The 20,802-nt window shown below is 60.5% G+C and carries 14 protein-coding genes; 6 read left to right on the forward strand and 8 right to left on the reverse strand.

The features are described from left to right. Positions 1 to 58: 58 nt before the first annotated feature. Positions 59 to 1,423, forward strand: a complete 1,365-nt coding sequence (locus tag AOA60_RS07230) for a formimidoylglutamate deiminase (RefSeq protein ID WP_099583854.1) — start codon at positions 59 to 61, stop codon at positions 1,421 to 1,423. A gap of 56 nt (positions 1,424 to 1,479) precedes the next feature. On the opposite strand, the gene AOA60_RS07235 is transcribed toward AOA60_RS07230, so the two are convergent. The 6 genes from AOA60_RS07235 to AOA60_RS07260 form a co-directional block, all read right to left on the reverse strand. Next, positions 1,480 to 2,049, reverse strand: coding sequence for a lipocalin family protein (locus AOA60_RS07235; protein WP_099583855.1), 570 nt, complete (start codon positions 2,047 to 2,049; stop codon positions 1,480 to 1,482). A 30-nt stretch (positions 2,050 to 2,079) separates the two neighbouring features. Then, a complete protein-coding gene (locus AOA60_RS07240; RefSeq protein ID WP_099583856.1) occupies positions 2,080 to 2,334 on the reverse strand; it encodes a hypothetical protein in 255 nt (84 codons plus the stop codon). A 176-nt stretch (positions 2,335 to 2,510) separates the two neighbouring features. Continuing rightward, positions 2,511 to 3,521, reverse strand: coding sequence for a class 1 fructose-bisphosphatase (locus AOA60_RS07245; RefSeq protein ID WP_003237460.1), 1,011 nt, complete (start codon positions 3,519 to 3,521; stop codon positions 2,511 to 2,513). 109 nt (positions 3,522 to 3,630) lie between these two features. After that, positions 3,631 to 4,983 carry a DUF3999 domain-containing protein gene (locus AOA60_RS07250; RefSeq protein ID WP_099583891.1) on the reverse strand — a complete coding sequence of 451 codons (1,353 nt, stop codon included), beginning with the start codon at positions 4,981 to 4,983 and terminating at the stop codon, positions 3,631 to 3,633. Continuing rightward, the gene (locus AOA60_RS07255) at positions 4,983 to 8,495 is read right to left on the reverse strand and encodes a DUF2339 domain-containing protein (RefSeq protein ID WP_099583857.1); all 3,513 of its coding nucleotides are present in this window, start codon (positions 8,493 to 8,495) and stop codon (positions 4,983 to 4,985) included. The genes AOA60_RS07250 and AOA60_RS07255 overlap by 1 nt, the downstream gene beginning before the upstream one ends. 173 nt (positions 8,496 to 8,668) lie before the next feature. Continuing rightward, positions 8,669 to 11,119, reverse strand: coding sequence for a glycogen/starch/alpha-glucan phosphorylase (locus AOA60_RS07260; protein ID WP_099583858.1), 2,451 nt, complete (start codon positions 11,117 to 11,119; stop codon positions 8,669 to 8,671). A gap of 239 nt (positions 11,120 to 11,358) precedes the next feature. Here AOA60_RS07260 and AOA60_RS07265 point away from each other — a divergent pair, with 239 nt between their 5' ends. Next, positions 11,359 to 11,793 carry a YkgJ family cysteine cluster protein gene (locus AOA60_RS07265; RefSeq protein WP_024072902.1) on the forward strand — a complete coding sequence of 145 codons (435 nt, stop codon included), beginning with the start codon at positions 11,359 to 11,361 and terminating at the stop codon, positions 11,791 to 11,793. 195 nt (positions 11,794 to 11,988) lie between these two features. On the opposite strand, the gene typA is transcribed toward AOA60_RS07265, so the two are convergent. Next, positions 11,989 to 13,809, reverse strand: a complete 1,821-nt coding sequence (typA, locus tag AOA60_RS07270) for a translational GTPase TypA (protein ID WP_032890153.1) — start codon at positions 13,807 to 13,809, stop codon at positions 11,989 to 11,991. 139 nt (positions 13,810 to 13,948) lie between these two features. Further along, positions 13,949 to 15,403 (reverse strand): tRNA uracil 4-sulfurtransferase ThiI, encoded by a 1,455-nt coding sequence (gene thiI, locus AOA60_RS07275; RefSeq protein WP_099583859.1) that lies wholly within the window; start codon positions 15,401 to 15,403, stop codon positions 13,949 to 13,951. Between the two features lie 334 nt (positions 15,404 to 15,737). Between thiI and glnA the strand changes: the two genes are divergently transcribed. The 4 genes from glnA (at position 15,738) to ntrC (ending at position 20,593) form a co-directional block, all read left to right on the forward strand. Further along, positions 15,738 to 17,144, forward strand: a complete 1,407-nt coding sequence (glnA, locus tag AOA60_RS07285) for a type I glutamate--ammonia ligase (RefSeq protein WP_032890148.1) — start codon at positions 15,738 to 15,740, stop codon at positions 17,142 to 17,144. Between the two features lie 141 nt (positions 17,145 to 17,285). Continuing rightward, entirely contained in the window at positions 17,286 to 17,822 is a 537-nt protein-coding gene (locus tag AOA60_RS07290) for a chorismate mutase (RefSeq protein ID WP_099583860.1), read from the forward strand. Positions 17,823 to 18,074: 252 nt separating this feature from the next. Further along, positions 18,075 to 19,160 carry a nitrogen regulation protein NR(II) gene (gene glnL, locus AOA60_RS07295; protein WP_099583861.1) on the forward strand — a complete coding sequence of 362 codons (1,086 nt, stop codon included), beginning with the start codon at positions 18,075 to 18,077 and terminating at the stop codon, positions 19,158 to 19,160. Continuing rightward, positions 19,157 to 20,593: a nitrogen regulation protein NR(I) gene (ntrC, locus tag AOA60_RS07300; RefSeq protein ID WP_048723367.1), complete on the forward strand. Its 1,437-nt coding sequence runs from the start codon at positions 19,157 to 19,159 to the stop codon at positions 20,591 to 20,593. Before glnL ends, ntrC begins: the two co-directional genes overlap by 4 nt. The last annotated feature ends 209 nt before the right edge of the window (positions 20,594 to 20,802 follow it).

Genomic DNA, 20,802 nt, shown 5'->3' on the forward strand with positions numbered 1-20,802 from the left:
GCAGGCAAACGTCTGTATATGTATATACAAATAAACACACGACCGGAGTGCTCTGAACATGTCCGCTTTTTTTGCCGAACGCGCACTGCTGCCTAATGGATGGGCCAACGATGTACGTCTTGAAGTCAGCGCCGATGGCCTGCTGACACAGGTGGTGGCCAATGCCAATGCAGAGGGCGCCGAACGGCTGAAAGGCCCGGTTTTGGCGGGCATGCCCAACCTGCACTCCCATGCATTCCAACGCGCCATGGCGGGTTTGGCCGAAGTGGCCGGCAACCCGAACGATAGCTTCTGGACCTGGCGTGAGCTGATGTACCGCATGGTTGGCAAGATCAGCCCGGAGCAGCTGCACGTCATCGCACGCCAGCTGTATATCGAGATGCTCAAGGCCGGCTACACCTCGGTGGCCGAATTTCACTATGTGCATCACGCTGTCAGCGGCCAGCCTTATGCCGACCCCACGGAGTTGTCGCGGCAGATCAGCCTTGCGGCGGCCAGCAGCGGGATCGGCCTGACGCTGTTGCCGGTGCTTTACACCCACTCCGGTTTCGGCGGACAGGCGCCGAATGAAGGCCAGCGGCGCTTTATCAACAGCACCGAAAACTATCTGGACCTGCAAGCGCGCCTCAGCCCCATTCTGGCGACGCAGCCGGCGCAGCAACTGGGCCTGTGCTTCCACTCACTGCGCGCCGTGACGCCGCAACAAATCAATCAAGTATTGGCCGCCAGCGACAAGGCCTGCCCGATCCATATCCACATCGCCGAACAGCAAAAGGAAGTCGACGACTGCCTGGCCTGGAGCGGCAAGCGTCCGCTGCAATGGCTGTATGACAATGTCGACGTGGATGAGCGCTGGTGCCTGGTGCACGCCACTCACGCGGATGCGCAGGAGGTCACGCGCATGGCGGAAAGCCGGGCAATTGCCGGCTTGTGCCTGACTACCGAAGCCAACCTGGGCGACGGGATTTTCCCGGCGGTGGATTTCCTCGCCCAAGGCGGGCGCATGGGCATTGGCTCCGACAGCCATGTGTCACTGAGCGTGGTGGAAGAACTGCGCTGGCTGGAATACGGGCAGCGCCTGCGCGATCAACGGCGTAACCGCTTGTATCGCAATGACCAGCCGATGGTTGGCCGTACGCTGTTCGATGCGGCGCTGGACGGTGGCGCCCAGGCGCTTGGGCAGCCGATTGGTCGGCTGGAAGTGGGTAAGCGTGCGGATTGGATTGTGCTCGACGGCACAGATCCATACCTGGCCACGGCCAGCGAGGACGGCATTCTCAATCGCTGGCTGTTTGCCGGCGGTGATCGGCAGGTGCGGGATGTGTTGGTGAACGGTAAGTGGGTGGTGCGGGATGGGCATCATGCTGGCGAGGAAGAAAGCAGCCGGGCGTTTACGCAGGTCTTAAGGGATCTGCTCGGTTAAAAAATGTGGGAGGGGGGCAAGCCTCCTCCCACATTTCTAACAGTGGCGATCCTGGGTTACTGCGAAGTCTTCGCCATCTGCTTGTCCGACGTCCGGTAGATCAACCGCGTGGTGTCATAGCCCTGCTGTCGCGCCCTGCTCAGCAGGTCTTCGCGGGTGTCAGCGCTGACCGTTGGCGTGCGCGACAGGATCCACATGTAGCGCCGGCTCGGGCTGCCGACAATGGCGGTCTTGTAGTCATCGCTGACGTACAGCACCCAGTAATCGCCCTTGGCGACGCCCGGAAGCAGTGACGTGAACCAGTTGTTGAATTCCACCCAGAGCTTGTCAGTCTTGCCAGCTACTTGCGGCGTGGCTGTGCCCTTGGCTTCTTCCCACTTCCAATCAGTGGTCAGGCAGCGGTTGAACACCGACATGTCGCCATCGGGCAGCAAGCTGTAGCGGGCTTCGGACTGCGCGCAGTTGCGCTGAAAGTACATCGGCAATCGGGCCAACTCATACCAGGTGCCCTGGTAACGCTTGAGGTTGACGCTGCCGGCGGTCTTGGGTTGCAGATCATCGCCAGAATGGCTGGCACAGCCCGCCAAAAACAGGCTGGCACAAAGGCACAAAACAAAACGCATCATTCTTCTTCTCCCGCAGGCTCTCGCCCCGGTTTACTTCAGGCCTTGCCCGGAAAACATCAGAACTTTGTCACCGGCATATTGAACGCTGATAAAGCTGGTTTTATCGCCCCAGGTGCAGCTGGACATGCCCAGTGCGCCGGAACAATCGGTCGGTTTGCCCAACAACGATTCCACATCGGCCTTGGCCATGCCGGCCGACAACTTCGCGTAATTTTCCTGGTTGACCTTGCTGCAAGCGGCCAACAGCACGCAAAAAGCCAGCAAAGCGAGACGGCGTAACGACATGGAATAACTCCTGGAGGGACAAGGCAGCGTGGGTATCTGCCAGAAGCTTAGAAGGGAAAACAGGTGTCTGGTTCCCGACGAGCAAAAACAAAAAAGCCCCGAAAACGCTGAAACGTTTCGGGGCTTCTTTAAGGGTGAACCGGCTCACAACAACGCCGATCACTTATCGCCGCAGCTTACTTCTTGTGATAAGCCGTGACGCGCTCAACTTCTTCCTTCGAACCCAGGAACACCGCCACACGCTGGTGCAGGCCTTCCGGCTGGATGTCGAGGATACGCTGGTGGCCGTCGGTGGACGCGCCGCCCGCTTGTTCAACCAGGAACGACATCGGGTTGGCTTCGTACATCAAGCGCAGTTTGCCCGGCTTGGATGGCTCGCGGCTGTCACGTGGGTACATGAACAAGCCACCACGGGTCAGGATACGGTGCACGTCGGCAACCATCGCGGCAACCCAGCGCATGTTGAAGTTTTTCTTCAACGGGCCTTCTTCACCGGCCATCAACTCGCCCACGTAGCGGGTCACCGGCTCTTCCCAGTGACGCTGGTTGGACATGTTGATCGCGAATTCCTGGGTCGATGCAGGAATGGTGATGTCTTCGTGAGTCAGTACGAAACTGCCCATTTCGCGGTCCAGGGTGAAACCCTTGACGCCGTCGCCCAGGGTCAGCACCAGCATGGTCTGCGGGCCGTAGATCGCGTAACCGGCAGCGACCTGCTCGGTACCTGGCTGCAGGAAGGCCTTTTCGTTCAGGGCTTCGTTCTGGCTCAGGTATTCGTTCGGGCAACGCAGCACGGAGAAGATGGTGCCGACGGGTGCGTTGATGTCGATGTTGGACGAACCGTCCAGTGGGTCGAACACCAGCAGATAGGCGCCTTTCGGGTACTTACCCGGGATCTGGTAGGCATTGTCCATTTCTTCGGACGCCATGCCGGCCAGGTGACCGCCCCACTCGTTGGCTTCGAGCAGGATCTCGTTGGAGATAACGTCGAGCTTCTTCTGCACTTCGCCCTGCACGTTTTCAGTGCCCATGCTGCCCAGGACACCACCCAGTGCGCCTTTGGACACGGCATGGCTGATTTCCTTGCAAGCACGCGCAACCACTTCGATAAGGAAGCGCAGATCGGCAGGCGTGTTGTTGCTGCGGGTCTGCTCAATCAAATAGCGACTCAAGGTAACGCGGGACATGTAAGGCTCCGGAGAATGGGGGGCTTGAAAACCCGCGCAGTTTAACGCGAGTCGGGGCGTATTTCCTCCTATCAGAGGATTTAAACCCAATAGAGTTCATGGACTTTATTTAACGTGCCGCCGGTGGCTTGCGCAGCAAACTGTAGGCCATGCCACCGAGTGCCGCCACGCCGAGCAGCAAGACCGCCCAGAGTCCGAGTTTTTTCCAGTTCGGCCCGTCGTCGACAGCCGCTACCACCGCCGGCGACGCGACCGTCATTTCCCCGGCGACCTTGGCCTGCCCCAACGTGTCGAGGCGCTCCGCGCTGTAATCGGGGATCAGGGTCGACAGCGGCAAGTTTGCGGCCTTAACCGACGCATTGCCCAACGCCAGGCTGAACGGCGGCTCACCCCGTGCCAGGAACACCAACTGCGTAGCGCGCACCGCAAAGCCCAGCGCCGGGGCATCCACCCCCAACCCGCCACCGCGCTCGTCCACCTGCAATTTGAGTTCAGTCACGATCTGGCCCGGCAACTGCAATTCATCCTGCACCACGTCCTGGCCGTTTTGCCTCAGGCGGTACAGCAAGCCATTGCTCAACGGCTGCCACGTTTGTTTGGCATCGCTACGTCCCGACAAGGTCACCGGTGCCAGCGTGTTGGGCTGCTTCAGCTCGATGCGCAGGCGCTCGACACTCAGCCCCGTCGGCAACTGCCAGCTGTACTCCCCGGCCTTGAGTCGCGTGCCCGCCACTGGCTGCGACCACACCAGCGGCATTGGCAGACTGCTGCGCGTAGCGCTCACCAGTTTGGCCGAAGTCAGCAGCGGCGCCGCCTGCCCCTTCCACACCAGGCGCAGGTAGCGCGCCGGGCGCCCTGGCAGGCTGACGTCATGCTGCTCCACCCGTTCGTCGGCGAACGACAAGCGCGCCACTTGCCCCTCGCCCCAAGGCTCCCAACGTTGCAAATCATCGCTGGCTTCAATGCTGAAACGCTGGAAGCCCTCTTGCTCGCGGCTCCAGTCCAGGCTCAGTTGCTGCAACGGCGCCTTGATCGCACTGGCGTCCAGCACCCAGCCGCGCAACACCTGCTTGCCGGGTTTGGCGGCGGATGAAGGTTTGATTTCCACCAGGGTGCCTTCGCTGGTGGTTTTCATCACCACACCGGGCAGGGTTTCCTGAGTGTCGGCGGCGTACAGCGGAAACCACTTCACATCGGCGACGTTGCGACTTTCGGTGCGCTGGGAAGATTGACTCGACAGCGCATACGCCTGGGGCTCACCGGCGGCATTAAACACGCGCACGTCACTGAGGTCGGCCTGGCGTGCGTTGAGTTGCACAGCCAGCGGCAATTCAAGGCGATACCAGGGGCCGTTGCCGCTGACGCTCAGCGGCACACGGTGGGTGAAGTCAGCCGGACCTTCCTGAGCCGATGCCACCAACGCCGCACACATGCCCACCACGGCCACGCTCAACTTACCGATCAAGAGGATGCTCCTTCAGTTTCGATCACAGGTTCGGCCCGCTTGGGCGGCAGCGGCGCGAAATAACCCACCACCAGCAACAGCCCACCCACGCCGATAAACGACACGATCCGCGCCAGCCCGCCACGGTTGCTCAGTTCAACAAAAAACAGTTTGGCCACCACCACCGCAATCAACGCCGCGCCGATCAACCACACTTCGCGACGATGGCGCAGATGGCCGCCGATCATCAGGCCGAGCGCGATCAAGGTCCACACAATCGACAAGCCGGCTTGCACCAGCATCGACTCCAGCAATGCATCCAGCTGGAACGGCACGCCACCCCAGTGGTGCGCGGTGCGCATGACCAGCGCCGTGAAGAACGCAAACAGCGAGAGGCCCGCGACACCCTGGGCGACCGACTCGGCACGCGGCCCGCGTTGCGGTGCCACACTTCGGGACCACAGGTAAATACCCAGCAGCGCGAACAGCAGGCCCAGGTCCAGCGGGTTGAGCAGTGGCACATAAGGCAACGGATTGGCGGTGCCATCGCTGAAGGTATTCGCCAGCCAGAACCAGCCGAGCATCAGCACGGCCAATGGCAACGCGGCCAGGACTCGGTACTCCCTCGGGTACGCCGACACTGGCCACGGCCAGGTGCGCGGCGCCGCAGCCAGCACCAGGTACAGGCTTGGCAGGATCGCCCAGCCCAACCAGCGCCAGGCGTTGTATTCGGCCGACAGCCGCAACAGTCCATAGCGCAACTCCAACGCCAGCACGCCGATCAACATCCAGCAGCCGAGAACGTGGGCAATACTCAGCATCCTGGCCGCAACCACAGGCGCCAAACGGCGTAGCGAGATGAAATGCACCACAAATACCGCCAACCAGGCCAGCCAGCCGTACTGTGCCGCCGGGTGATAGTAAGCGTGGGCAGACACCAGCAACGCCACGCCCGCCGCTGGCATCAGCAAGGTGCACAGCACACCCAGGGATGCCCAGCGCAGTCGCGCCGCGAGCAGCGCCCAAATCGCCACGCTCAACGCCGCAAGACCCAGCAGGAAAGCCCCCAGCAACTCCTGCGCAACAAAGCGCAAGACTTCGCCGCCCAGCGCCAGTGTCCACCACGCCGCCCCCCACACCAGCAACAGGTCGGACAAGCGTTGCAGCTTCAGCACCGCGAACACCGGCGCATGGGGTTCACGTTGCAAGCGCCACGCGCCGATCAAGGCGGCCAGTCCCAACACCATCGGCGTCCAGAAACCACTGTGCGCCATCGGGCTCAAGCCTTCGCCGGTCAACGGTCCGAGCAATTGCGGCACCGCCAGCAGGAACGAACCACCACCGACCAATTGCAGCAGCAACCCGAACACAAAACTGACACGCTGTTGCAAGTACAGGCTCAGCCAGATGATCAACAACCCACTGGCCGCCCAGACGCCGCTGGCGCTTTCCCATGGCAGCACAAACAGCACCGCCAGATTGATCAGCACCAGACCGGCGAGCAGCACCACCGATAACCCACGTAACAGCCGCGCATCGCTGCGCACCATTTCGTCGCGTGCCGCGAGCAGCATGCCGCCAATCAAGGCCAGGCCGATCAGTGAGGCCGTGAGCAAACCACTCCAGCCCGCATTGAATACCGCCGCGCCCTCCCCGCCCTGCAAGCGCAGCAGGAACAACGCGCCGCCCAGCAATTGCACCGCGAACGCAGTGAACAGGAAGGTACGCGAACCGATGCGCAGGCCAATAAACAGGGTCGCCAGACCGGCAATGGCCCAACTGATCGCGGTACCTTGGGTCAGCAACAACAAAGGCGCCAGCAGGTACAAAAAGCTCAGGCCCAGGCACGCCAACACCGGCTGGCCTTTGCGCTCCCAGCCTGCCGCCTGTTCTGCCGATGCCTTGCGCAACTGAGCGAAGCTGAACAGCAACGCTGCGCCAAGCAACAGCGCACCCAGCGGCGCACCGGTAAGCAGGCTGTGTTCGCCAATGCGCAGCTCGCTGAGGAAGGCCAGCGCCGAGCCTAATTGCAGCAACAAGCCAAACGCCCGCGCCAGCGGCCGCTGCTGGCGCAAACCGAGCCAGAAAATCCCGGCGCCTTCCACGGCCCACGCCGCAGCCGTCCAACGCGCATCAAGCCCCAGCGGAATCGCCAGGCTGGCAAAGATCACGCCCAGGGCCAGGCAGGTTTCCGCCAGCAGCAACGCGCGCCCGCCACTGAGCAACCGCGCCAGGCCCATGTAAATGATGCCCAGGCCCAACGCGCTGAAAGCCGCAGCGAATTCCAGGTGCTGCACCAAGGCGAACTGCAAGCCAAAGCCCACCAGCGGCGGGCCAAACAGCATGCTGCCGTCAACGTAATCACCTTTGGCGGCCGACCAGCGCAACAACGCATCCCGGCCCTCGGGCGCGTCGCCCATCTCCAGCAATTTGCGGCGGGCGAACAACAGGCCGATGGCCAGGTACATCAGGAAGAACAGGATCAGGAACGGTTCGGTACTCCACAACAGTTCCGGTGTGTAGGAACGCATGCCCCAGGCGAAGCCGATGCCGAAGGTGCCGACAAAACCGATCAGGTTGAGCAAGCGCCAGGCCTTGAACCAGGCGATGGCGAGGATGCCGGTGTTGAGCAAGGCAAAATAGCTGAACAGCGCGACATGGTTGCCAGCGCCGGTGGACGTGAGGATCGGTGCCGCAAAACCGCCGAGGGCTGCCGCGCAGGCCAGGCCCAAGGCGTCCTGGGTAATCGCCAGGATTGCCGAGAACACCGTGACTGCCACCAACAGCCCCAACGCCGCGCTCGGGTCGATCAGCGGGTGCAGGCGCATCGCGGCAAACACGGTCAAGTACAGCACCGCGATGCCGGTGCCTTGCAGCATCAGCCCGTAATTGCTGTTGCGCAATCTCAGCCACCAGCCCAGGCCCAGCAGGCCGACAGCGGCGCCAGCCACACCGGCGTAACGCAGCTCGATCGGCACCACCATGCCTTCGGTGGCGTAGCGCAGCAGGAAGGCCAGGCCGAGGAACAACAGCACTACGCCGACACGCAGCACGGTGTTGCCGCCAAACAACCAATTGCGTGCGCCAGCGATGGCGCGCTCGATCAGGTTGGGGCCGCGAGGGATAGCAGGTTCTTTAGGTTGTGGGGTTGGAGCGGGCGCCCACACGTCAGCCGGCAGAGGCTGGCTCGGTTCGGCGACGATGGCGACAGGCGCCAATTCCGCCGGCAGTTCCCAAACAAGTTCGGGCGCCTTGGCGACGGGTGTCGGCTCAGAGATGGAGGGCTCGACAATCACAGGGCTGGTCGGCGCGGGCACTTCCAGTTGCCGCAGGCGATCACCCAGAGCGATCAACGCCTTCTGCGTGGTTTCCAGCTGACGCGCTTGCTGATCCGCTTGAGTCGCAAGCTTCGACAGGCGAATCGCCTGGCCAATGCCCAACCCCAGCAGTGCGCCGATGCCTGCGTCATAGAACGACTCATCGAGCGTCCAGCCGAGCACCAGGCCAATCAGCATGAAAATCCATTGCATGGTCGATATTCCCTAAGCAAACCGGCGCTCAGTATATCGACGCGGACCTAATGTGGGAGGGGGGCTTGCCCCCGATAGCGGTGTGCCAGTCGACATATTTAGCAACTGATGGTGCGCCATCGGGGGCAAGTCGAATCGTCGCACCGCCCCTCCCACATTTAGAACAACGGGGCTTAGTCGAGTGCTTTCCAGATTTCGGTCGCGTACTCCCTGATGGTACGGTCCGAAGAGAACCAACCCATCCGCGCCGTATTGAGCACCGCCGAACGCCACCACGCCTTGGAATCATGCCAATGCGCTTCGACTCGTGCCTGGGCGTCCCAGTAGGAATCGAAGTCGGCACACACCAGGAAGCGGTCGTAGTCGATCAGCCCGTCGATCAAGCCCACATAGCGGCCCGGATCATCCGGCGAGAACACCCCGCCACGGATCGCTTGCAGCACATCGTTGAGGCGATGGGACGCGGCGATGTCCAGCCCGGCGTTGAACTCACCCGCCTGCTTGCGCGCTTCCACCTGCTGCGCGCTGAGGCCGAAGATAAACATGTGGTCGGCGCCCACGCGCTCGTGCATTTCCACGTTGGCGCCGTCCATGGTGCCGATGGTCAGCGCGCCGTTGAGGCCGAACTTCATGTTGCTGGTGCCCGACGCTTCAAAGCCGGCCGTGGAGATCTGCTCCGACAAGTCCGCCGCCGGAATGATGCTTTCGGCCAGGCTGACGTTGTAGTTGGGCAGGAACACCACTTTGAGCAAACCGCGCACAGTCGGGTCATTGTTGACGGTGCGGGCGATGTCGTTGGTCAACTTGATGATCAACTTGGCCTGGTGATAACTGGCCGCCGCCTTGCCCGAGAAGATCTTCACGCGCGGCACCCAGTCGGTGCCCGGCTCGGCACGGATCGCCTGGTACAGCGCCACGGTGTGCAGCAGGTTGAGCAGTTGGCGTTTGTATTCGTGGATCCGTTTGACCTGCACGTCGAACATCGCAGCCGGATTCACCGAGATGCCCAGGCGCTCGTGGATGATCTCGGCCAGTGCACGCTTACTGTGCAAGCGCTGGTCGGCGAAGGCTTTGCGGAAGGTCTGTTTCTCGGCGAAGGTTTCCAACTCGCCCAGACGGGTTTCCATGGTGTCGAGAATGTCCGGCCCAAGGGCTTCCACCAGCATCTGGGTGAGCTTGGGGTTGGCCTGGTACAGCCAGCGGCGGAAGGTAATGCCGTTGGTTTTGTTGTTGATACGGTCCGGGTAGAGCTTGTGCAGTTCGGAGAACACCGTGCTGCGCATCAGTTGGGTGTGCAAACCCGACACGCCGTTGACGCTGTGGGAGCCGAGGAACGCGAGGTTACCCATGCGCACGCGGCGGCCGTTGTCTTCTTCGATCAGCGACACGGCGCGCAGCACGTCAAAGTCGTGGATGCCTTTGGCGCGCAGCGAGTCGATGTGCTGGGCGTTGATCAGGTAGATGATCTGCATGTGCCGGGGCAGCATGCGTTCCATCAGCCCTACAGGCCAGGTTTCCAAAGCCTCGGGCAACAAGGTGTGGTTGGTGTAGGACAAGGTTTCGACCGTGACCTGCCAAGCGGCGTCCCAGGCGATGTCGTGCAAGTCCACCAGTTGACGCATCAACTCGGCCACGGCAATGGACGGGTGGGTGTCGTTGAGCTGGATGGCGGCGTGTTCGCCCAGGCTCAGCACCGAGCCGTGCATGTTCTTGTGGCGGCGCAGCAGGTCTTGCAGGGAAGCGGAGACGAAGAAGTATTCCTGGCGCAGGCGCAGTTCCTGCCCTGCTTCGGTGCTGTCAGCCGGGTAAAGCACCCGGGAGATGCTTTCGGCACGGGCCACTTCGGCGACGGCGCCCAGGTGGTCACCGGCGTTGAAGCGCTCCAGATGCAGGTCTTCCACCGCCCGCGCACGCCACAGGCGCAGGGTGTTGACGCTGGCACCGCGCCAACCGACCACCGGCGTGTCGTAGGCCACGGCGCGCACGGTTTCGTTGGGCGTCCACACCTGGATCAGCTTGCCGGCGGCGTCCGGCAGGGTTTCCACGCTGCCGCCAAAGCCGATCGGGTAGATCACCTCGGCGCGCTCGAACTCCCACGGGTTGCCGAAATCCAGCCAACGTTCGGTCTGCTCCTGCTGCCAACCATCGACAATCGCCTGGCGGAACAGGCCGTGTTCATAGCGAATGCCATAACCGTGGCCGGCAATGCCCAGGGTCGACATGCTTTCCATAAAGCAGGCGGCCAGGCGGCCCAGGCCACCGTTGCCAAGCGCCGCGTCGGGCTCCAGCAGGCGGATGCGCTCAAGGTCGACGCCCAGTTCGCTGAGCGCCTCGCGGGCAATCTCCAGCACACCGAGGTTGCTCAGACTGTCGTAGAGCAAACGGCCGATGAGGAATTCAAGGGACAGGTAATACACCCGTTTCTGACCTTTGCGGTAGATACGCCGCGTGTGGTCCATCCAGTGGTCGACCATCTGGTCGCGTGCGGCCAGGGCAATGGCTTCGAACCAATCGTGGTCGAAGGCGTGATCCGGGTCCTTGCCCACCGCGTAGGTGAGTTTGGTCAAGACGGCATCGCGAAATGCGGCTACCTCTGCTTCTCGTGCAAGTGGTTCCTGAGACATCAAATGCGACCTCGGGCGAGATAGAAGGAGTTGCTAGAGCCTAGACGGTCTGACAGACGGTGACTGCTCTGGTTCGGCACTTTTTTAACGCATTTACCTTTGCAGGGTTTTGATGCATTGGCCGTGCCTGCTTTCGCCCAACGCACCGTTGGGGATGAAATACGCAAAATATTGTTCAAAAAACCACCAATCCCGGTATGATCCCGCGCCCGGATACAGCCCCACCTTTTGGAACCTTGATGAAGCCTCAACTGATCGCCGCCGCGGAACTAGACCGTCTTGAGACCTGGCAGAAATATTCCGCCCACATGTGCGGCGGTTGCGTGTCCAGCTGCTGCACGCTGCCGGTCGAAGTGAAGATCAAGGACCTGATCCGCATTGGCATCGTCGATGAGTTCGAACGCGGCGATCCGCCGAAGAACATCGCCAAGCGGTTGCAAAAGGAAGGTATCGTCGAGCGCTACAACAACAAATCCGAGATTTTTACCCTGCAGCGCATGAGCAACAACGACTGCCTGTATCTGGATCGTAAGACGCGCTTCTGCACTATTTATGACAAGCGCCCGGATACCTGCCGCAATCACCCGAAGATCGGGCCGCGTCCGGGGTATTGCGCGTATAAGCCGAAAGAAGTGGTGCGCGAGACCAAATTCAAGACCCTCGACAAGTTCTGATCCAAGATTTGTGGAGCTTTCTAGGGCCTCATCGGGGGCAAGCCCCCTCCCACCTTTGAATGTATTCACAGATCAAAATGTGGGAGGGGGGGCTTGCCCCCGATGGGGCCAGTACAGCCACCACAGAAACTGCAGACATAAAAAAACGCCCCCGGCCTTTCGACCGGGGGCGTTTTTCATTCAGCCTGAGTTAACTCAGTTCTTGGCTTTCTTGGCAGCGCGGGTACGCTCGCCTTCGTCCAGGATCTTCTTACGCAGGCGGATCGACTTAGGCGTAACTTCGCACAGCTCGTCGTCCTGGATGAATTCCAGGGCCTGTTCCAGGGTGAAGCGAACAGGTGGGACCAGAGCGATGGTTTCGTCTTTGCCCGAAGCACGCATGTTGTCGAGCTTCTTGCCTTTGGTTGGGTTGACGCCCATGTCGTTGTCACGGCTGTTCAGACCAACGATCTGACCGTTGTAGATCTCTTGACCGTGTTCAACAAACAGCTTGCCACGCGCCTGGAGGGTTTCCAGGGAGTAGGTCAGTGCCTTGCCGGTTTCTACCGATACCAGAACACCGTTCTGACGGCCGGACATGTCGCCGGACTTCATGGTGTCGTAGCGATCGAAGATCGAGGTCAGGATGCCAGCACCGTTGGTCAGGGTCAGGAACTGGTTACGGAAACCGATCAGACCACGAGCAGGGATGTTGTATTCCAGACGCACACGGCCTTTGCCATCCGGCACCATGTTGGTCAGGTCGCCTTTACGCAGACCCATCTCTTCCATCACCTTGCCCTGGGATTCTTCCGGGGTGTCGATGGTGACGTTTTCGAACGGTTCCTGCTTCACGCCGTCAACCTGACGGATGATCACTTCTGGACGACCAACGCCCATTTCGAAGCCTTCGCGACGCATGGTTTCGATCAGTACCGAGAGGTGCAGCTCACCACGGCCGGAAACCTTGAACTTGTCGGCCGAGTCGCCTTCTTCAACGCGCAGTGCAACGTTGTACAGCAGCTCTTTGTCCAGACGTTCCTTGATATTACGGGAAGTCACGAACTTGCCTTCTTTACCGCAGAAAGGCGAGTCGTTTACCTGGAAGGTCATGGAAACGGTTGGCTCGTCAACGGTCAGAGGCTTCATCGCCTCAACGTTGTCCGGCTGGCACAGGGTGTCGGAGATGAACAGGGAGTCCATGCCGCTGACGCAGACGATGTCGCCGGCGAAAGCTTCTTCAACGTCGATACGGTGCAGACCGTGGTGACCCATCAGCTTCAGGATACGACCGTTACGCTTCTTGCCGTCGGCGCCGATAGCAACAACCGGGGTGTTCGGCTTGACGCTACCACGAGCGATACGGCCAACGCCGATAACACCCAGGAAGCTGTTGTAGTCCAGTGCCGAGATTTGCATCTGGAACGGGCCATCACGGTCAACTTTTGGAGCCGGTACGTTGTCGACGATCGACTGGTACAGCGGGGTCATGTCTTCAGCCATGTCGGTGTGTTCCAGACCGGCAATGCCGTTCAGGGCCGAGGCGTAGACGACTTTGAAGTCCAGCTGTTCTTCGGTAGCACCCAGGTTGTCGAACAGGTCGAAGATCTGGTCCAGAACCCAGTCCGGACGCGCGCCTGGACGGTCAACCTTGTTGATGCACACGATCGGACGCAGGCCGGCTTCGAAAGCCTTCTTGGTCACGAAACGGGTTTGCGGCATAGGGCCGTCCTGGGCATCAACCAGCAGCAGAACGGAGTCAACCATCGACATTACGCGTTCTACTTCGCCGCCGAAGTCGGCGTGGCCCGGGGTATCCACGATGTTGATGTGGTAGCCGTTCCAGTTGATAGCGGTGTTTTTTGCCAGGATGGTAATACCGCGCTCTTTTTCCTGGTCGTTGGAGTCCATCACGCGCTCGTCGTTGAGCTCGTTGCGCTCCAGGGTGCCGGATTGACGCAGGAGTTTGTCTACCAGGGTGGTTTTACCATGGTCAACGTGAGCAATGATGGCGATGTTACGTAGATTTTCGATCACTTGTGTATCTCGATCAGAGGATTCGGTGTGCTGACAGGTCGTGGCAGCGATTAACAGTAGAGTCAGGCCTTGCCGTTACAGCTTGACGGCAGAGTCGGGGGGCCGGTGACGCAGGCCACAGGCAAACAGCCCCGGGCTCTTAGCTCGGTCGATAAACGCGCACATTGGCATGCCCCTCACTGAGCAAATGGTGGGCATGCAGGCGACTCATCACGCCTTTGTCGCAATACAGCAGGTACTGACGGCTGTCATCCAGTTCCTTGAAACGCGCGTTCAATGCATAGAACGGCAGCGTTTGTACGTCGATGCCAGGAATCTCCAGCGGCTCATCTTCAGCGGCATCCGGGTGACGGATGTCGACAACGATCTGACCGGCCAGGGCTTCACTGACTTCTTCGATCTGCACATCCTGGCCCAATTCGTCGATCACTCGATCGATCGGGACCAGCTTGGCGTTCTGGAGCGCACGCTCCAGAACGGCCATATCAAACTGTTGTTCTTCATACTCCACGCGGTTGCGCTTGGCGTGGGTCTTGGGGTTCACCGAGATGACCCCGCAGTATTCAGGCATATGCTTGGCGAAGTCGGCGGTGCCGATTTCTTCTGCCAAATCGATGATGTCCTGCTTGTGGCTGGCGATCAGCGGGCGCAATACCAGCTTCTCGGTGACGCAGTCGATCAGCGACAGGTTCGGCAGCGTCTGGCTGGAAACCTGGGAAATCGCTTCGCCGGTCACCAGGGCGTCGATCTGCAACTGATCGGCAATCCGGGACGCAGCGCGCAACATCATACGCTTCAATACTACGCCCATATGACTGTTATCGACTTTACCGAGAATTTCGCCCAGCACTTCCTCGAACGGTACGCTCACAAATAGCACGCGCTGGGAGCTGCCGTACTTCTTCCAGATAAAGTGCGCGACTTCCATCACGCCCAGTTCGTGTGCACGCCCGCCCAGGTTAAAGAAGCAGAAGTGACTCATCAGGCCGCGACGCATGATCTGGTAAGCCGCCACCGTGGAATCGAAACCGCCGGACATCAATACCAGGGTCTGTTCCAGGGCGCCCAGCGGGTAGCCGCCGATGCTGTTGTGCTGGCTGTGGATCACAAACAACCGTTGGTCGCGAATTTCCATGCGCACTTCAATTTCTGGCGCTTTCAAGGAAATTCCGGCGGCGCCACACTCGCGACGCAGCTTGCTGCCGACGTATTTCTCTACATCCATGGAGCTGAATGGGTGCTTGCCGGCGCGCTTGCAGCGCACCGAAAAAATCTTGCCCTCGATCTCATTGCCGAAGTGCTGCTTGCACTTCTCGGTGATGTCGTCGAAGTCGCCCAGCGGGTACTCGTCCACCTGCAGGAAATGCGCGATGCCCGGCATGCAGCTCAGGCGCTCGGTCATGTCCTTCAAGGCTTTGGCGTCGGTGACACGGGTTTCCAGTTCGAGGTTGTCCCACACACCGTTCACTACCATAGCCGGGTCCAGATCGCGGAGCACGGCACGGATGTTCTTGGCCAACTGACGGATGAAACGCGTCCGTACCGGTCGGCTTTTAATGGTGATCTCGGGGAAGACTTTAACGATTAATTTCATGGAAACAGCGCGCGCCGGGCCTGCTGAAAAAGGGGGGCGCGGATTATAGCGGAAATCGCTCAAGGTTTAACCAGTTAATATGCACAGCACTCAACTCGCACTAAAGCGGTGCATTTGCGAGCGCATGCGCAACATTGCGGTGCGCTAATTTCGGGCTTTTGTCGCAATGCACCTTTATAGGGGCGTTTTTGGAGCAGAAAACCCATGTTGGCGCACTGGCATGCAATTTGCTCTCTTGTGAGGCAGGTTGCCATGGCGGACTATCCGCGCCGGCATCACCCACATTCTAAGGGCTAACTCCACTACCCCAGCCCGAAGCCACCCGGAGGACACTATGTCGAAGTCGGTTCAACTCATCAAAGATCATGACGTTAAATGGATTGATCTGCGCTTCACGGACACCAAAGGCACACAGCACCACGTGACCATGCCGGCTCGCGATGCGCTGGATGATGCTTTCTTCGAAGAAGGCAAAATGTTCGACGGTTCCTCCATCGCTGGCTGGAAAGGCATCGAAGCCTCCGACATGATCCTGATGCCGGACGACAGCACTGCCGTGCTCGACCCGTTCACCGAAGAAGCCACCCTGATCCTGGTGTGCGACGTGATCGAGCCTTCGACCATGCAAGGCTACGACCGCGACCCTCGTGCGATCGCCAAGCGCGCCGAGGAATACCTGAAGTCGACCGGTATCGGTGACACTGTATTCGTAGGCCCGGAGCCAGAGTTCTTCATCTTTGACCAAGTGAAGTTCAAGTCCGACATCTCCGGTTCCATGTTCAAGATCTACTCCGAACAAGGCTCCTGGATGTCCGACCAGGACGTGGAAGGCGGCAACCATGGCCACCGTCCAGGCATCAAAGGCGGTTACTTCCCGGTTCCACCGTTCGACCACGACCACGAAATCCGTACCTCCATGTGCAACGCCATGGAAGACATGGGCCTGGTCATCGAAGTGCATCACCACGAAGTGGCGACTGCCGGCCAGAACGAAATCGGTGTGAAGTTCAACACCCTGGTAGCCAAGGCTGACGAAGTTCAGACCCTGAAGTACTGCGTACACAACACTGCCGTTGCCTACGGCCGTACCGCGACCTTCATGCCTAAGCCGCTGTACGGCGATAACGGTTCGGGTATGCACGTTCACCTGTCCATCGCCAAAGACGGCAAGAACACCTTCGCTGGCGAAGGTTATGCCGGCCTGTCCGACACTGCCCTGTACTTCATCGGCGGTATCATCAAGCACGGTAAGGCCCTGAACGGCTTCACCAACCCGTCGACCAACTCCTACAAGCGCCTGGTCCCAGGTTTCGAAGCACCGGTAATGCTGGCCTACTCGGCGCGCAACCGTTCCGCTTCGATCCGTATTCCTTACGTGTCCAGCCCTCGCGCTCGCCGTATCGAAGCCCGCTTCCCGGATCCAGCAGCCAACCCGTACCTGGCCTTCGCTGCCCTGGTAATGGCCGGCCTGGACGGTATCCAGAACAAGATTCACCCAGGCGACGCCGCCGACAAAAACTTGTACGACCTGCCGCCTGAAGAGGCCAAAGAGATCCCACAAGTGTGCGGCAGCCTGAAAGAAGCCCTGGAAGAGCTGGACAAGGGCCGTGCGTTCCTGACCAAAGGCGGCGTGTTCAGCGACGACTTCATCGACGCTTACATCGGCCTGAAAAGCGAAGAAGAAATCAAGGTTCGCACCTTCGTACACCCACTGGAATACGAGCTGTACTACAGCTGCTGATCCGGTAGCGCTGCTTGACGTAGCGTGATGAAAAGGGCCTCCTTCGGGAGGTCTTTTTTTGCCTGGGGATTGTCAGATGGCCGCTTGGCGGTCGAGCATACGGCTAACCATCAGCGCCCCCCTCCCATAAGGAGATATCCATTGAAACGTCGATTTGTATTCGCTCTGTTATTTGTCAGCGCCAGTGCGAGTGCCGCGCCGCCCACGCTTGAGCCGTTGCTCAACAGCATCGCCGAGCGCCTGGAAATCGCCGACCAAGTGGCCCTGAGCAAATGGGACAGCCACAAACCGGTGGAAGATAAGAAACGCGAACAAGAGGTGATCGCCAGCGTCGTCGCCCAGGCCCCAAGCTACAAACTCGACCCCGCCACCGCCGAACAGTTTTTCTCGGCGCAGATCGAGGCGAACAAGCTGGTGCAATACACCCACCTGTCCGACTGGCAGTTCCAGGGCAAGGCACCCGACGATCCCCGCCCGGACCTGGTAAAGCAGATTCGACCGCAGCTGGACCAATTGCAAAAACGCCTGCTGCAACAACTGGCGGACTTCACGCCCCAGCGCAAAGACCCACAATGCCCGCAATGGCTGGCGGCAGCCGTACACGAACCACTGAATGACCCGCTTCGCCAACTGGCCATGATCCGCGCTACGGCCGAGCTGTGCATCTACCCCGGCTAAAGCTTTTTTCGGCTACCTGAACAGACTGCAGCAAATCGCACTATATTGGTGCGATGAGCTGCACCCTTCCCACCTGTCCAGCCCATTTTGGTTCGAAACTTCCCGCGCAGGCTGGCAGAACGCCACAGTTTCGCGCCTCAAACCCCTATTTCAAGGCTTTAACGCTTCTTTTCGGAGCCTTGGTTTGGTTTTTGCATTTTCCTTGTATCAGCGTGTGCCTCAAGCCCGCGCCTTGCTCCAAAAGAGGTCCTGATGACCATCAGCGATGCACTGCACCGTTTGCTACTCGACAACCTGACCACCGCGACCATCCTGCTCAATGACGATTTGCGTCTTGAGTACATGAACCCGGCGGCGGAGATGCTCCTGGCCATCAGCGGCCAGCGCAGCCATGGGCAGTTCATCAGCGAGCTGTTCACCGAGTCGGCCGAAGCCTTGAGCTCGTTGCGCCAGGCCGTGGAGCAGGCACACCCGTTCACCAAGCGCGAAGCGATGCTCACGGCGCTTACGGGCCAGACGCTGACCGTCGACTACGCCGTGACCCCGATCCTGAGCAACGGCACCACCTTGCTGCTGCTCGAAGTGCATCCGCGTGATCGCCTGCTGCGCATCACCAAAGAGGAAGCACAGTTGTCCAAGCAGGAAACCAGCAAGATGCTGGTGCGCGGCCTCGCCCACGAGATCAAGAACCCGTTGGGCGGCATCCGTGGCGCAGCGCAGTTGCTGGCCCGCGAGCTGCCGGAGGAGCACCTCAAGGACTACACCAACGTCATCATCGAAGAAGCCGACCGCCTGCGTAACCTGGTGGACCGCATGCTCGGTTCCAACAAGCTGCCGTCCCTGGCGATGACCAACGTGCACGAGGTGCTGGAGCGCGTCTGCCAACTGGTCGACGCCGAGAGCCAGGGCTGCATCACCCTGGTGCGCGACTACGACCCAAGCATTCCTGACGTGTTGATCGACCGCGAGCAGATGATCCAGGCGGTGCTCAATATCGTGCGCAACGCGATGCAGGCCATCAGCAGCCAGAACGAACTGCGCCTGGGCCGCATCAGCCTGCGTACCCGCGCCCTGCGCCAGTTCACCATCGGCCACGTGCGCCATCGTCTGGTGACCAAGGTCGAGATCATCGACAACGGCCCGGGCATTCCTGTGGAACTGCAGGAAACCATTTTCTTTCCCATGGTCAGCGGCCGCCCGGACGGTACCGGGCTGGGCCTGGCCATTACCCAGAACATCATCAGCCAGCATCAGGGCTTGATCGAGTGTGAGAGCCATCCGGGTCACACCACGTTCTCGATCTTTCTGCCACTGGAACAAGGAGCCCCTTCGACATGAGCCGTAGTGAAACCGTCTGGATCGTCGATGACGACCGTTCCATCCGCTGGGTCCTCGAGAAAGCCTTGCAACAGGAAGGCATGACCACCCAGAGCTTCGATAGCGCCGATGGCGTGATGAGCCGCCTGGCGCGCCAGCAGCCCGACGTGATCATCTCCGACATCCGCATGCCCGGCGCCAGCGGCCTGGACCTGTTGGCGCGGATTCGCGAGCAGCACCCGCGCCTGCCGGTAATCATCATGACCGCGCACTCGGACCTGGACAGCGCTGTCGCGTCCTACCAGGGCGGTGCGTTTGAATACCTGCCCAAGCCGTTTGACGTGGACGAGGCCGTCGCGCTGGTCAAGCGCGCCAACCAGCACGCCCAGGAACAGCAGAACCAGGAAGCCCCACCGGCCCTGACCCGCACCCCGGAAATCATCGGTGAAGCACCGGCGATGCAGGAAGTGTTTCGCGCCATCGGGCGCTTGAGCCACTCCAACATCACCGTGCTGATCAACGGCGAGTCGGGTACCGGTAAAGAGCTGGTGGCCCATGCCCTGCACCGTCACAGCCCACGGGCGGCGTCGCCGTTTATCGCATTGAACATGGCGGCGATTCCCAAAGACTTGATGGAATCCGAGCTGTTCGGCCACGAAAAAGGCGCGTTTACCGGCGCGGCCAACCTGCGTCGCGGCCGCTTCGAACAGGCCGACGGCGGCACCTTGTTCCTCGATGAGATCGGCGACATGCCGGCCGATACCCAGACCCGGCTGCTGCGCGTACTGGCGGACGGCGAGTTCTACCGCGTCGGCGGCCACACGCCGGTCAAGGTTGATGTACGCATCATCGCGGCGACCCACCAGAACCTCGAAACCCTGGTGCATGCGGGCAAGTTCCGTGAGGACTTGTTCCACCGCCTCAACGTGATCCGTATCCACATTCCACGCATGTCGGACCGCCGCGAGGACATCCCGACCCTCGCCCGCCACTTCCTCAGCCGCGCCGCCCAGGAGCTGGCCGTCGAGCCGAAGCTGCTCAAAAGCGAAACCGAGGAATACCTGAAAAACCTGCCGTGGCCAGGCAACGTGCGCCAGTTGGAGAACACCTGCCGCTGGATCACCGTGATGGCGTCCGGGCGCGAAGTGCATATCAGCGACCTGCCACCGGAGCTGTTGAGCCTGCCGCAAGACTCTGCCCCCGTGACCAACTGGGAACAAGCGCTGCGCCAATGGGCCGACCAGGCGTTGGCGCGCGGCCAGTCGAACCTGCTGGACAGCGCCGTGCCGGCGTTTGAGCGGATCATGATTGAGACTGCGTTGAAGCACACTGCCGGCCGCCGCCGCGACGCTGCTGTGTTGCTCGGTTGGGGCCGTAACACCCTGACACGCAAGATCAAGGAGTTGGGGATGAAGGTAGATGGTGGGGATGATGACGAGGGCGACGACGCCTGATTCTGGACCTCACCACTATCCAATGTGGGAGGGGAGCCCCCTCCCACACTTGTAATCTGGTTTCAGGGCTGTGCACCGCTTCAATGCACCATGAACCGGCATTGGGCACGGGTCAGATACCTGAAACACCGCTATCGCTGAAAAACTCTCGCCAGCCGAAACCACCAAAGCCCCGTATTCCGGGGCTTTGCGCTTTGTGGTGAAATTAT

The sequence above is a fragment of the Pseudomonas sp. 2822-17 genome, assembly GCF_002742485.1.
Classification (GTDB): Bacteria; Pseudomonadota; Gammaproteobacteria; order Pseudomonadales; family Pseudomonadaceae; genus Aquipseudomonas; species Aquipseudomonas cyclaminis.

Bases quoted from the DNA above. Each gene is read 5' to 3' on its own strand.
- AOA60_RS07230 (WP_099583854.1), top strand. From the start codon at position 59: ATGTCCGCTTTTTTTGCCGAACGCGCACTGCTGCCTAATGGATGGGCC.
- AOA60_RS07255 (WP_099583857.1), bottom strand. From the start codon at position 8,495: ATGCAATGGATTTTCATGCTGATTGGCCTGGTGCTCGGCTGGACGCTC.
- AOA60_RS07260 (WP_099583858.1), bottom strand. From the start codon at position 11,119: ATGTCTCAGGAACCACTTGCACGAGAAGCAGAGGTAGCCGCATTTCGC.
- AOA60_RS07245 (WP_003237460.1), bottom strand. From the start codon at position 3,521: ATGTCCCGCGTTACCTTGAGTCGCTATTTGATTGAGCAGACCCGCAGC.
- AOA60_RS07235 (WP_099583855.1), bottom strand. From the start codon at position 2,049: ATGATGCGTTTTGTTTTGTGCCTTTGTGCCAGCCTGTTTTTGGCGGGC.
- ntrC (WP_048723367.1), top strand. From the start codon at position 19,157: ATGAGCCGTAGTGAAACCGTCTGGATCGTCGATGACGACCGTTCCATC.
- AOA60_RS07240 (WP_099583856.1), bottom strand. From the start codon at position 2,334: ATGTCGTTACGCCGTCTCGCTTTGCTGGCTTTTTGCGTGCTGTTGGCC.
- glnL (WP_099583861.1), top strand. From the start codon at position 18,075: ATGACCATCAGCGATGCACTGCACCGTTTGCTACTCGACAACCTGACC.
- AOA60_RS07265 (WP_024072902.1), top strand. From the start codon at position 11,359: ATGAAGCCTCAACTGATCGCCGCCGCGGAACTAGACCGTCTTGAGACC.
- thiI (WP_099583859.1), bottom strand. From the start codon at position 15,403: ATGAAATTAATCGTTAAAGTCTTCCCCGAGATCACCATTAAAAGCCGA.
- glnA (WP_032890148.1), top strand. From the start codon at position 15,738: ATGTCGAAGTCGGTTCAACTCATCAAAGATCATGACGTTAAATGGATT.